Here is a 12,862-nt window from a genome sequence, read left to right as displayed (position 1 = left end):
GGTAGCCGTGGCCGGGCAGTTCAGCACACTCTAGTCGCCTGCAACCGGCGGTTACGGGCCGGTGATCAGTGCGCGCCCTCGCGCCGGAGCACCGCTCCGGCCGTGCGCCAGAGGATGGCCAGGTCGAGACGCAGCCCTTGGTTGTTGACGTACTCCAGGTCCTTGCGCACCGCCTCCTCCCACGTCAGGGTCGAGCGCCCGCTGACCTGCCACAGACCGGTCAGACCCGGCTTGACGTGCAGCCGGCGCCAGGTCCAGGTGTCGTAGGTGGCGGTCTCGCTGGGCAGGGCCGGGCGCGGACCGACCAACGACATGTCGCCCTTGACCACGTTGACCAGCTGCAGCAGCTCGTCGAGCGAGGTGCTGCGCAGGAATCGACCGAGGCGGGTGATGCGCGGGTCCTGGGCGATCTTGAACAGCGGTCCGCTGGCCTCGTTGAGCTCGAGCAGGTCGCCCAGGCGGTGCTCGGCGTCGGTCACCATGCTGCGGAACTTGTACATGCGAAACGGCCTGCCGTCGCGGCCGGTACGGATCTGGCTGAACACGGCCGGGCCGGACGAGTCCAGCTTCACCGCCACCGCGATGGCCACCAGCAACGGCGACAGGACCACGAGGCCCACAGCGGCGCCCACACGGTCGATCGTGGACTTGACCAGCTGGGCCGCGAGGTGGTCCTGAGGAGGTCGCAGCGCCAACGCCATCTGGTCGCCGATGCGACGCGGCTGCACCGCCTCGGCGTGCTCGCTGAGTCCGGCGACCACGAGGCACTCGACGTGGGCACGCTGCAGCGCCCAGACGAGGTGGCTCACCGCCGGGGACGACAACGACGATCCACCGGCGATGACGACGGACGTGGCGTCGGCCTGCGAGACAGCGGCGAGGACGTCGGCCGCGATGGCCGAGCGGTGCTGCGGTGCGTCGAGCGAACCGGACCAGCAGTAGGTGTCGACGACGACCACGTCGCGGCGAGCCGACCACCGCTGCTGCAGCTGCGACACCTGGGCCGACGGGCCGATCAGCACGGCGGGCGTGCGGCGGAAGGCCACCCGATGGACCGCGGTGGCCGTGGCGGCCACGACACCGACGGCGACCAGCACCACCGCGGCTCGGCGCACCGACGGCTCGTCGGCAACACCCAGCACGACGACGACCACGGCACCGACGCCTAGCGCCTGGGCGAACCGCACGACGGGAGTGAACGAACGAGCACGCTCGTAGGGGCGCAGTGCCGCGTAGCTGTAGACGCGCCACACCGCGACGAGAGCCAGCAGAGCGACCGCCGGCCCCATCGAGAAGCCGGCCACGGCGATCGCCACGGCGGCTGTGACGACGACGGCGACGTCACCGAGCAGGCCCTGCCTCAGCGACGACAGCTGCAGCCGGGCATCGACCGGCAGGTCGGTCGAGGCCGGGTCGATCGTGACGTCGGGGAGCGCGGACTCCAGCCCGACCACCGCCATGGCGCTACACCCCCCGTCCCACCGCGTTCGCCGCGCGAGCGATCGCGCTGGCGCTCACGAGGTGGTAGGAGATCGCCAGCGCCAGCCAGCTGCGCACGTTGGCGCGGTGGTCGCTCAGGGCCTCGCGAGCCCAGGAGCGCGCCTCGGATCGGCGCCCGCCCGCCGCGAGGGCGAAGGCGACCTGCGACTTGACCCGGGCGTGGGCGCGCGGCTGCGAGGCGAACTCCGGATGGCGGTCCAGCAGGTACTGCAGAGCATCGGCGTAGGTGTTCCACTGCCCGTAGAAGTAGGACTGACCCGTCCAGCGGACGTCGACCAGCGGTTCGTTGACGACGTGGATCGGTGCCACCTGCGCGGTGCGCAGCAGCACGTCGTAGTCCTCGCCGTAGCTGCCCGGGAGACGCTCGTCGATCATGCCGATGGTCTCGACGAGCTGGTCGCGACGGAACACGAAGCTGCTGGAGTGCAGCCCGGCCAGCCGGTCCTCGATCAGGTCGTCGAAGGTGACCGTCGAGCTGGGCACCAGGCGCGTGTGGGTCGACGTGCCCTGGTTGACCACCCGCATCCCCGATCCCACCAGGGCGACGTCCGGCTCGGCGGCGAAGACCGGCATCTGCACCGACAGCTTGTGCGACCGCCAGGTGTCGTCGTCGTCGAGGAAGGCCACGAACCGGTGGCCCGCCTCCACGATCCCGGTGTTGCGTGCGCCGGCCAGGCCGCGCGTGCGCTGGTTGCGGACGCCCCGCACGGTGCGTCCGGGCCGGGCAGGAATCGTCGGCAGGTCGACGTCACACCCGTCGAACACCACGATGACCTCGATGTCGCCGGCGTAGTCCTGCTCCACGACGCTCTCGACCGCGAGCTTCATCAGCTCGGGTCGTCGATGGGTCGGCACGACGGCCGTCACCGCAGGATGAGTCGGGCTCACGCGTCGTCGCGTCCGTGGAGGAACTCGCGCAGCATCGTGCTGGACGTGTGCCGGGTGTACGGGAAGTAGACGACGTCGACGCCCAGCTCGCCCATCGACCGCTCGAGGCGGTAGCCCTTCGGCGTGCCCTGCCAGTCGTTGCCCTTGAAGATGGCGTCGAACCGGCGCTGCTGCCACATGACGGACTTGTCCTCCGAGCGGTCGATGACCACCTCGTCGACGATGCCGAGCGCGGAGATGATCTCGATGCGCTCGTCGCACGGAACGACCGACGCCCGGCGCTTCAGCCGCTCGGTGTACTCGTCGCTGGCCACGCCCACCACCAGGTGGTGACAGTAGTTGCGCGCACGACGCAACAGGTTGAGGTGTCCGACGTGGAACATGTCGAAGACGCCACTGGTGTAGCCGACGTCGTACATGGGCCGTGACTCGTTCACTGTGGGGATCCTGTTCGCTGCGGGTATCTCCTACGGAGAGTGCCCACGCCCCTGAACGTGACGCGAGTGCGGCGAGATCAGCCGACGCGCAGGTTCTCGTGCCGCAGGTCGGCGTGCACGCCGACGCATGCCGCGCAGTCGACCAGGTGGTGCTCGACGCGTGACCGATCGCGTGCCGCGAGGGTGTCCCGCACGAAGCCGGGCAGCACCTTGCGGACCCCGTGACAGTCGGCGCCCTCAGCCACACCGGCGGTGCCGACGTGCTGGGCCAGATAGGCCTCGCGCAGACCGGCGCGGGCGCGGTACACCAGCGCCGAGACGCTGTTGGGCGACAGGTCCATCAGCGGGCCGAGCTCGTTCGGCTTGCGGCCCTCGACGTCGAGGTGCCACAGCACCGTGCGCCAGCGATCGGGCAACGACTCGTACGCGGCGCGCACCGCGGTCTTCTCGAAGTGGTCGAGCTGACCGGCACCGAACTGCACCGGCGTGTCGATCTGGGCGTCGTCGTCGGTGGGCATGACGCGCTGACGCGCCTTGGCGCGACGACCGGCCTCGTGCCGGATCGTGGTGAACAGGTAGGCACGGAAGGCGCGATCGGGCCCCTTGCCGCGGCGCACCAGGTCCAGCACCTGCGCGAACGCCTCGGAGACGACGTCGTCGGAGTCCTCCGCCTGGCCCAGGTGACGCGCGAGGCGGCGTCCGGCGTACGAGTAGCGGGCGTAGAGCACGCCGAAGGCATCGGGATGGTCGGCCCGGGCCATGGAGATCAAGGTGGCGTCGTCGAGCTCCTCGATCTGCGGAAGATCGAACTCGTCGACGTCCGCACAGGACGCGTTCCGCTGCTGGTTCATGGTGTTCCCCTGGTCCCCTGGATCTGGTGTTGCTACCCGGGACAGCCTGTGCAGCGCGCACATGCAAACAGGAGTTACATCCCAAGCTCATCGTGGCACGAAGGACCAAAGCCCGTCCAGTCCCTTGGGACCAAATAGACATCATCACTGCAAAATCTTCCAGCAATCCGGACAACACCGTCCCGAAAGACCCCGGGATACCGCTCAAAGGGATCAGGATCTAGGTCCCGACTCCGTGACCGAGATCACCATGACCTTCGGACTACCGGATGCACGCGGTTGCTCCCGTCATGATGGGGGGACACGTCGCTCTCCTACGTGTACGACCCGTACGCCGCACTCGATCGACCCTGATGGGACTTCACCGCATGGCCACACCGCCGCCCCCCGCACAGCTCACGGACATCGCGGGCAAGCTGCGCCGTCACTGGCCGGTCGTGGCCATGACGGCGATCGTCGGTGTGGTGCTGGGCGTCCTGGCCTCGATCGTCATCCCGGCGAAGTACTCGTCCGAGACCACCGTCGCGGTCAACGCCATGAACTCCAACCCGATCGTCGCCGGCTCGGACTCCACGCAGTCGATCAGCATGCCGACCGAGCAGCAGGTCGTCACGTCGCGCAAGGTTGCCGAGGCCACCTCCAAGCTGCTGGCACCGCGCTACAAGTTCTCGGCCGAGGACGTGCAGAACGCCACGCGGGTGACCAACCCCAGCGACTCGCAGATCCTCGACATCGGCTTCACCGGTGACACCCCGCAGCAGGCCGCGGCCGGGGCCGACGCCTGTCGCCGAGGCGTACCTCACCACGCGACGCGCCGATGCCGCGGCCGAGCTCGACCGCCTCGCCAAGGCGGCCACCAGCCAGATCGAGGAGCTGCAGACCCGGTCGAAGCAGTCGCAGAACTCCTCGACGATCCAGCAACGCTCGATCCAGATCCAGGTCGACGCCCTCGCCAACCAGCTCGCACGCCTCGGCAACGTCGACCTGAACCCCGGCCAGGTCATCGGCAACGCCGAGACGCCGACCACCCGCTCCAGCCCCGGACCGCTCGCCCTCGGCACCGCCGGCGGCTTCCTCGGGCTGCTGCTCGGCATCCCGCTCGCGCTCTCGCGCAAGGAGGAGGACACCGAGATCGGCGGCGTCGAGGGGCTCGCCTCCATCGGCGACCAGATCGTGCTCGACGGCACCAAGGACACCAACCGCGCCGACACGTGGGACATCGCCGCGTTCATGCTCAAGATCCCGCAGGACCTGCGCACCGACGCGTTCATCATCATGGTCGACGCCGAGGACGACCCGCAGAGCTTCATCTCACCGGGGCAGGAGCTGGTCGATGCACTGGCCCGACGCGGACGCGCCGCCCACTTCGTCGATGCCGGCGGCATCAACGAGGGCAAGATCAGCCGCGGATGGCCCACCGACAAGAAGCGCACGTCGTGGGCCGGAGGCGTCATCGTGCTCGACACGACGAGCCTCGCGTCGGACGCCAACAAGGTCGCTCTGGCCACGCGGTCGGACTCGGTCGTGCTCGCACGGACCACGACCGACGACGCCGCGGCCCTGCGACGGCTCGCCGGGCTGCTGCGGTCCAAGAACGTGGACATCGGCCTGACCGCACTGTTCCCAACGCGGCCCGAGATGCTGTCGATCAACCGCTGAGACGGGTCAGTCCCAGCCGCTCGCGCAGCACCACGCTCACCGCGAGGTAGACCACCGCCGCCACGGCGACCGTGGCGAGCATGACGGCGACGCTGGATCCGAAGGCCAGACGGCTCGCGACGCCGATCCCGCCGACGACGGCCACCGACAGCGCTGCAGCCGCCCACAGGTGGTTGCCCTCCGGATGCACGCCCATGAGGTGCTGCACCTGCCACGCCACGACGGCGGTGTCGGCCACGATGGTGACCGCCCAGGCGACGGCGGCCCCCTCGATGCCCCACGCCGGGATCAGCACGAGGTTCAGTGCCACGTTCAGCACCAGTGCCCCCGACTTGTCAGCCAGCTGCCAGGCGCTGCGGCCACCCATCAGCACGATGGTCTGCACCGCCCCGGCGGCGGTGGCGACCGCCATGGCACCAACCAGCACCGCCAGCGCCGTGGCACCGCGATCGAAGCCGGGGCCGAACAGGCTCAGCACGGCGTCGCCGAAGATCGCGAGCACCAGGTAGAAGGGCCAGGCCAACCAGATCATCGCTGCGGTCACGACACCGTAGACGTGTCGCGCGCGGGCCACGTCGCCGGTGGCCAGGGCCGCACTGATCTGCGGACCGATCGCGATCCGCGCCGCCTGCTGCACCACGTCGCCGGCCCGGGCGCTGCGGGTGACGACCGCGTACACGCCGGCCGCCTCGGCCGAGGCCAGCGCGCCGACCAGCAGCACGTCGATCCACTCCAGGAGGATCTCCACGGCCGAGCTGAGCCCGCGGGTGGCGCTGAAGGACCAGAACGCGCGCCGATCGGCCACGGCCGCGGGAAGATCCGCGGTGTGCCGGCGCAGCTGGCGGCGCACCACCAGCGCCGCGATCGCCGTGACCACCAGCGTGGGAACGATCCACGCCGACAGCGCCTGCACCGCGGACGCACCGAGCGCCACGGCCAGCGACACCGCCGCGAGCCGCAGGGCCGGGAGCGCGATGTTCTGCAGCAGCGGAAAGGTGGTGGCGTCGCCGAAACCACGCGTGATCGACAGCAGGATCGCGAACAGTGACGAGACCACCGCGACGGCGGCACCGGCCACGATCAACGGGCCGGGCAACGCGGTGGGCACCGCGCCGGTGGCGGCCAGCACCGCGACGAGAGCCACGAAGATCGTCCCGCCCACCACCACGGGCCGCACCGCCGTGTGCACCAACGACCGCACGGTGTCGAGCCGCCCGGTGGCACCGGCCGCCGAGACGAACCTGATCAGGCCGGTGTCGGCACCCAGCTCGGCGACGTTCGACGCGATGGTGAAGGCCGCCACGGCGATGAAGAACTGCCCGGCACCCGACGTGCCGAGGGCGCGTCCGACGACGGCCGCCAGAGCCAGACCGAGCAGCGCCCCGCCCGCACCGCCGACGAGGTTGATCGCTCCGGCACCGCCGATGCTCGACGAGCCGAGGGAGCGCCGCACCGGCGCCTGATCAGCCACGCGCGGCGTTCAGCCCGATGTCGACGAGCTCGTCGGGATCGTCCGGGTCGTACGGCTCCAGCCCGTGCCGGCGCCGCACCAGAACGGCAGCCACAAGGATGATGGACAGCAGCTGCATGATGTCGAGGCCGTAGACCACGATCACCAGGCTGGCCGCGACCAGCACGCTGTGCAGCACCAGGTCGACGTCTCCCGGCGCGGCCCACGTGCGCAGCGTGGTGCCCCACAGGAAGGTGAGGAACAGGGCCAGCCCGACGAACCCGTAGCTGAACATCAGCATCCACACGTACCCCTGCGTGCCGACCGACACGTCCTGCTGCAACCCGGGCCGTGGCGCGCCGTAGCCCAGCAGCGGCGACTGCAACGTCCGTTGGATCGTCTCGGCGTACAGGGCGGTGCGCGTGCCCAGCGAGTCTCCGTACTCCTGCCGCACCGCGATGCGATCGAGCAACCCGCTGGCGATCAGCGCCGCCAGACCGGCCAGGCCCAGGACACCCATGCTCAGCACGGGTGCTGCGCGGTTGCGCAACGCCATGCGCACCACGACGTAGACACCCGACACCGCCAGGGCAGCGAACATGCCGCGATTTCCGGTGGCGATCGCCGGCGGCAGCATCGCGACGAACGCCACCAGGATGGCCACGCGCAGCAGCAGCGACCGAGCCTGCAGGAAGCAGGCGATGGCCAGCGGCGACAGCAGCACGATCGCCACGCCCCAGCTGTTGGCGTAGGGGAACGGGGCCGAGGGGCGCACGAAGGTCTCGGGCGATCCGAACGGAGTCTGGATCTCGGCCATCGGCGGGAAGAACAGGTCCTGGACGTACTCGTTCGAGCGCACCGCGTCAGGCAGCAGCAGCCCGACCGGCGTGGTCAGGCGCACCTCGGGAATCACCATCGCGACCAGCCCACAGCCGATCGTGAAGAACCACACGAAGGTGAGGGCGCTGATGATGCGGCGGCGCGTCAGCTGACCGGCCGATCGCACGGTGTACACGAAGGCCGTCACCACGAACAGCACGATGGTGGTGCGATACGCGTAGCCGAGCAACCGCGCACCCGAGTCGATCATCGTGACGCAGGCGACGACCCACAGGAAGAACGCCCCCAGCGCCGCCATGCCGGGCAGGACCGGGAGCGTCCGACCGATCACGAGGTAGGACACCATCACGACGGTCAGGATCCCGGCCATGATCACCGTCATCCCCGTGATCCACCACAACGGAAAACCCCACAGCAACGTCAGCACCGGCCACGCGGGCAGCCCGATCTCGCCGCGATACCCCGCGATGCCCTGCTCACGCACCGGCGTGCCCGTCGTGTCGCGAAGCTCTGTACTCGTGCTCACGCCTCAGCCTTCTGTCCGCCCAGTCGCTGCAGCTCACGGTATCGGCGCACCGCGGTCGCAGCCAGCAGCACGGCGTTCAGCGCGGCGAAGGCGCCGTAGACCGTCAAGAACACCGGTGTCCACGGCCACAGCAGCACGACCAGGTTGTTCAGGCCCGTGTCGGCCGGCGCCTGGATCCACGTGCCGAATCGCGGCACCGACTCCGGACCGGCGATCGGATCACGCCGGGCGAGCTGCTCGGCGAGGATCTGGGCGAAGAACCGCACGCTGGCGACCACGGCGAAGCCGAGCGGCAGCAGCAGCGCGACCTCCGCCAGGTCGGTGAAGCGGACCAGCCCGATCATCACCGCCAGGTGGAACAGCAGGTGCCGGGCGGAGTCGACGACGTGGTCGAGCCACTCGCCGGCCGGTGATCCCGTGCCGCGCAGGCGCGAGAGCTGGCCGTCCGCGGCGTCGAGCGCGAACCCGAGCTGGAGCAGCAGCATCGACCCGACCGCCACTGCGACGCCGGGTGGCACGGCGGCGAGCAGACCGGCTCCCGCGAGGAACGCCACGAAGCTCGCAGCCGTCAGGTGGTTCGGTGTCACCGACGTCGGCGACGCGGCCGCGGCCAGTGCGCGACCGAGTCGTCGATTCACCACACGCATGTACCACGGCACGCCCGCGCCGCTCTTCTGCGCCTGCGCCAGCTGTGACCACGCCTGTGCTGGACGCGGTCCGGTCATGACGTCCCGACCAGCGACAGGTCCATGCTGGAGCTCGGCGCCGAGCGATAGTTGGAGTGGACCTCCACCGAGATCGTGTTGGCTCCGGCGACCAGCACCGAGGTCGGCACCTGCACCACCAGCGGAGCATCGAGGGCAGCCTGCGTGCTGGGCGACGACAACGCGTAGGTGCCCGAGGTGAGCGGGCCGGTCGGCAGGTTCGATCGCACCACCTCCACGCCGTTGACGTACACCGCGATGCCGTCGTCGGCCCTCGTGGTCAGCGTCAGCGCGCTGAACGCGGCCGGATCGTCCACCGCGAACGTGCGACGGAAGTAGGAGGTGAGTCCGCGGGTCTCGCCCGACGGCACGTCGATGTTGGTGGTGATGGGTCCTGATCCCCACCCCAGTGGCGCGGCCCCGGTGCCCCAGGCCTCGGTTCCGGCCGCATCGGTCTGCCAGCTGGCCGGCGGCGCGGTGGTCGCGCTGAACAGGTACGACCAGGTCGACTTCTCGGCCACGAGGTTGGTCGTGGTCGGTGGTGCGACGACCGGGTTCGATCCCTCGGACGCCTTGATCGAGGCGTCCATGCTCGAGTCCGGTGTGGAGCGGTACATCGAGTGCACCGAGATCGCGACCGTGTTGGTTCCCGGGCGCAGCACCGACACCGGCACCTCGAACGACACGGGCTCGGCGATCGCCGCGGAGGTTCGTGGAGCGGACAGGGCATAGCTGGAGCTCGACAGCGGTCCCGGGTCGAGATTGGCGCGCCCCACCTCGACGCCGTTGACGTAGGCGGCGACCGCGTCGTCGGCCCGCGTCGTGAGGGTGACCGTGCCGAAGGTCGAGCCCGGCGCGATGTCGAACGTCGTGCGGTAGTACCCGACGACCGGACGCCGGGCGCCGCTGGGCACGTCGGTGTTGGTCGCCACGTACGGAGAGCCGAAGCCCAACGGTGCGGCGCCGGTCTTCCAGCCCGTGGGCGCGAAGCCCGGCTGCTGCCAGCTCGACGGCACCGTCGCGGTGTCGTCGAACAGGTACGACCAGGTCGACCGCTCGGCGAGCAGGGTGGACCGCGGAGCGGGCGGCTCCTCGGTGCCCGGCGTCGAGGTGACCGTGGCGTCCATGCTGGAGTCAGGTGTCGATCGGTACATCGAGTGCACCGAGATCGCGACCGTGTTGGTTCCCTGCCGCAGCACCGACACCGGCACCGTGAAGCTGACCGGGGCCTGCTGGGCCGCGGCCGTGCGCGGTGCCGACAACGCGTAGCTGGAGCCGGACAGGTCACCCGAGGGAAGGTTCGCGCGACCGACCTCGACACCGTTGACGTAGGCCGCCACCGCGTCGTCGGCACGCGTGGTCAACGTGACCGAGCCGTAGCTCGATCCCGGCGCGACGGTGAAGGTCGAGCGGTAGTACGACACGACCGCGCGGCGGGTGCCGGCGGGGACGTCGATGTTGGTGGCGACGTCGGTGGACCCGAAGCCGAGCGGCGCCGCGCCGCTCTTCCAGCCGGTGGCCGGGTAGGCCGGTTGCTGCCAGGTGGCGGGGACGGCGGCGGTGTCGTCGAACAGGTACGACCACGTGGAGCCCGAGGGCAGCAGCACCGGCGACGGCGCTCCGGCCGTGGCCCGCACGGCGGCGGTGGTCGCCGAGCGGTTGCCGGCGTCGTCGGCGGCACGGACGAAGAACGAGTCGTCCGTCGTCGATCCGGGAACCACGACCACGGTGGACTGGGTGGTCGCGACGACGCGGTCGTTGCGCAGCACCTGGTAGGTGATCGGTGGTCCGCTCGTGGTCGGTGACGCCGCCCACGAGACGGTGGCGTCACCGCCTGCGAGGCTGGCCGCGGGCGAGGTCGGCGGCAGGGGCGCCGTGTGCGGGCGCGCCGCGAATCGGGTGAACCCGCCGATCCACTGGTTGATGCCGTGGGTCGACACACCGGAGGTCAGCGAGCCGCCGGCCCAGACGGTGCCGTCCGTGGCGACCTTGATCGCCCAGACGCCCATGCCGTTGCGTGCCTTCAGCTGCGGGACGAAGTTCGAGACGTAGTCACCGGAGGTCGCGTCGTAGGCACCGATGAAGTCCATCGCGTCCGCCTGCGACCAGCCCACGGTGGTCTGCCCGGGGGACGTGCCGTCGAAGTCCGCGGTGTCGGAGTAGTTCCAGTCCTCGCAGTGACAGCCCGCGAACACCAGGCCGTTGCCGGCCTCGAGTGCCTGGATGTCGCCGCCCCACTTGGTGATGTGGGTCTTGTTGAGCGCGAACGTGGTGCGGTCGTAGCCGAACATGTTGTGCTGCGACCCGCCGAGCCACACCCGCGACCCCACCTCCTTGACGGCCTGCTGGTACCGCGCCGAGCCCGCGGTGCTGGACACCGGGGTCCAGGTCGGGGCGATCCGGGCCGCTCCGCTGGCGGTGCTGAACGCTGCGCCGCGCAGGGCGTCGGCGGTCCGCGACTTGGTGAAGTATCCGGCGTAGTAGACGCGCGAACCGTCGTCGCTGACGTCCAGCGCCGTGACGGTGCCGTTGAACTCGGGGTTCCAGCTCGCATCGGGCGTGCGGGTCGAGATCTTGACCCGTCCGGCGCCCTTGGCGTAGGTCTCACGGGTGCCCACGAGGAAGTGGGTCATGGCGCCGCCCACGTACAGGTAGTCGCCGCTCACGTCGAGCCCGCGGATCGACGCCTTGCCGCCCGAGAGCTTGTTGAGGATCTTCACGTTCCAGGCGGTGTCGACAGCACCGGTCGTGGCGTTCAGCACCACCAGACCCGGTCGGCTGGTCCCGCCGACCGTCGTGAACTCTCCCCCGACGGCCAGACGGCCGCCGGGCAGCGCCGCGAGCGACTTGACCTGGTTGTTCAGGGCGGGCGGAGCGAACGACGAGAGGTAGTCGCCGGTGGTCGCGTTGAAGGCGGCCAGGTAGGGCCGCGCGATCTTGTTCGCGCCGGTGGCACCCTCGCCCTTCTGGACCGTGGTGAAGTTGCCGCCGACGTACATGACGTTGCCGATCTGGGCGAAGGCCTGCACCTCGGTGGCGTTCTCGCCCGTGCCCCCGGCGCCGGTGCCGCTGACGCCCCAGGTCGACGGGATCGTGCCGCTCTCGGGGATGGCCTTCTGCGTGCTCGCCGGCGCGCCGCCGGGCGGGATCGCCGGGTAGGTGAGATCGGCGGTCATCAGCTTGGGACGCAGGAAGACCTGGCTGAACGGCGAGGGGTAGCGGCCGTCTCCCCGCTGGGAGAACAGGTAGCTGTTCGCGTCGGCGCTGCCGACGACGTTGTAGCCGTAGTTGAACCCGCGGACGAAGTCGTTGGCCGCGTCGTCGAAGGTCCAGATCCGATTGAACCCGTCGTCGAGCCCGATGTCGCGGGTCGTGGTGCCCGAACCGGTCGCCGTGCCGATGTGCGCCGAGGCCACCGGGAAGCCGGCGCTGAGGGTCCAGGACCATCGGTCGCGGCTCTGGTACGTCCAGCCGGACTCCTGCCACTGCGTGCCGTCGACGGTGGTGGCGCGGCGCACGCGGACACCGTCGGTCATCGAGTCAATGCGCTTGCCGCCCGCGAGAGCATCGATGACGCTCCCGCTGAGCTGCTTGACCGGGAAGGCGGTCGGCCCGGAAGGGTCGTTCGCCAGGTCGTCGGCGGCACCCAGACCGTCGTTGCTCCACGACCATCCCTGCCGCCCGCGACCGATCAGCACCCAGCCGCCACCGTCGGTGGTCATGTCGCAGTAGAACCTGCGCGGGTAGACCAGCTGGGGCGTGAGCAGCCAGTACGCGCCGTCGGTGGCAGTCGGATCGTTCTGCTTGATCTCCCAGCACGACGCGGCGGCCGTGGCCTGGCTGCGACCGTCGATCACGGGCGCCGTGACCGGATCAGCGGCCGTCGCGGGCAGCGCCGACACCAGCGGAGCCAGCACGGCCACGACGAACGACAGCAGCATGGTCCGGCGCGCGAATCCGCGACGGTGGGGGGCCCGGCTGGCGATGCGCATGAACGTCCTCAGAAG

General features: G+C 70.2%; 9 protein-coding genes and 1 pseudogene. 2 read left to right on the top strand and 8 right to left on the bottom strand.

Features of this window, described 5'->3' with window-relative positions:
- Positions 1-65: 65 nt before the first annotated feature.
- The 4 genes from AC0L5F_RS13670 to AC0L5F_RS13655 form a co-directional block, all read right to left on the bottom strand.
- Positions 66-1,460, bottom strand: coding sequence for a sugar transferase (locus tag AC0L5F_RS13670; protein WP_473313957.1), 1,395 nt, complete (start codon positions 1,458-1,460; stop codon positions 66-68).
- A 4-nt stretch (positions 1,461-1,464) separates the two neighbouring features.
- Positions 1,465-2,388 carry a glycosyltransferase family 2 protein gene (locus AC0L5F_RS13665; RefSeq protein ID WP_473313956.1) on the bottom strand — a complete coding sequence of 308 codons (924 nt, stop codon included), beginning with the start codon at positions 2,386-2,388 and terminating at the stop codon, positions 1,465-1,467.
- On the bottom strand, positions 2,385-2,825 hold the full coding sequence (locus AC0L5F_RS13660) for an FAD synthase family protein (RefSeq protein ID WP_473313955.1): 441 nt from the start codon (positions 2,823-2,825) through the stop codon (positions 2,385-2,387). Before AC0L5F_RS13660 ends, AC0L5F_RS13665 begins: the two co-directional genes overlap by 4 nt.
- Positions 2,826-2,902: 77 nt before the next feature.
- The gene (locus AC0L5F_RS13655) at positions 2,903-3,676 is read right to left on the bottom strand and encodes a sigma-70 family RNA polymerase sigma factor (RefSeq protein WP_473313954.1); all 774 of its coding nucleotides are present in this window, start codon (positions 3,674-3,676) and stop codon (positions 2,903-2,905) included.
- A 269-nt stretch (positions 3,677-3,945) separates the two neighbouring features.
- Here AC0L5F_RS13655 and AC0L5F_RS13650 point away from each other — a divergent pair.
- Positions 3,946-4,260: pseudogene (locus AC0L5F_RS13650) on the top strand (Wzz/FepE/Etk N-terminal domain-containing protein); the annotation flags it as partial.
- 160 nt (positions 4,261-4,420) lie between these two features.
- Positions 4,421-5,335, top strand: a complete 915-nt coding sequence (locus AC0L5F_RS13645) for a hypothetical protein (protein WP_473313953.1) — start codon at positions 4,421-4,423, stop codon at positions 5,333-5,335.
- On the opposite strand, the gene AC0L5F_RS13640 is transcribed toward AC0L5F_RS13645, so the two are convergent.
- From AC0L5F_RS13640 to AC0L5F_RS13625, 4 genes are read right to left on the bottom strand one after another with little or no spacing between them, the layout of a single operon-like run.
- Positions 5,325-6,806: an oligosaccharide flippase family protein gene (locus AC0L5F_RS13640; protein WP_473313952.1), complete on the bottom strand. Its 1,482-nt coding sequence runs from the start codon at positions 6,804-6,806 to the stop codon at positions 5,325-5,327. The genes AC0L5F_RS13645 and AC0L5F_RS13640 overlap by 11 nt on opposite strands.
- Positions 6,799-8,151 carry an O-antigen ligase family protein gene (locus AC0L5F_RS13635; RefSeq protein ID WP_473313951.1) on the bottom strand — a complete coding sequence of 451 codons (1,353 nt, stop codon included), beginning with the start codon at positions 8,149-8,151 and terminating at the stop codon, positions 6,799-6,801. The genes AC0L5F_RS13640 and AC0L5F_RS13635 overlap by 8 nt, the downstream gene beginning before the upstream one ends.
- Positions 8,148-8,876, bottom strand: coding sequence for a CDP-alcohol phosphatidyltransferase family protein (locus AC0L5F_RS13630; protein ID WP_473313950.1), 729 nt, complete (start codon positions 8,874-8,876; stop codon positions 8,148-8,150). Before AC0L5F_RS13630 ends, AC0L5F_RS13635 begins: the two co-directional genes overlap by 4 nt.
- The gene (locus tag AC0L5F_RS13625) at positions 8,873-12,847 is read right to left on the bottom strand and encodes a fibrinogen-like YCDxxxxGGGW domain-containing protein (RefSeq protein WP_473313949.1); all 3,975 of its coding nucleotides are present in this window, start codon (positions 12,845-12,847) and stop codon (positions 8,873-8,875) included. The genes AC0L5F_RS13630 and AC0L5F_RS13625 overlap by 4 nt, the downstream gene beginning before the upstream one ends.
- Positions 12,848-12,862: the final 15 nt, after the last annotated feature.

The sequence above is a fragment of the Aeromicrobium sp. 10G20-16 genome, assembly GCF_055809665.1.
This window is presented reverse-complemented; position numbering and strand designations above follow the sequence as displayed.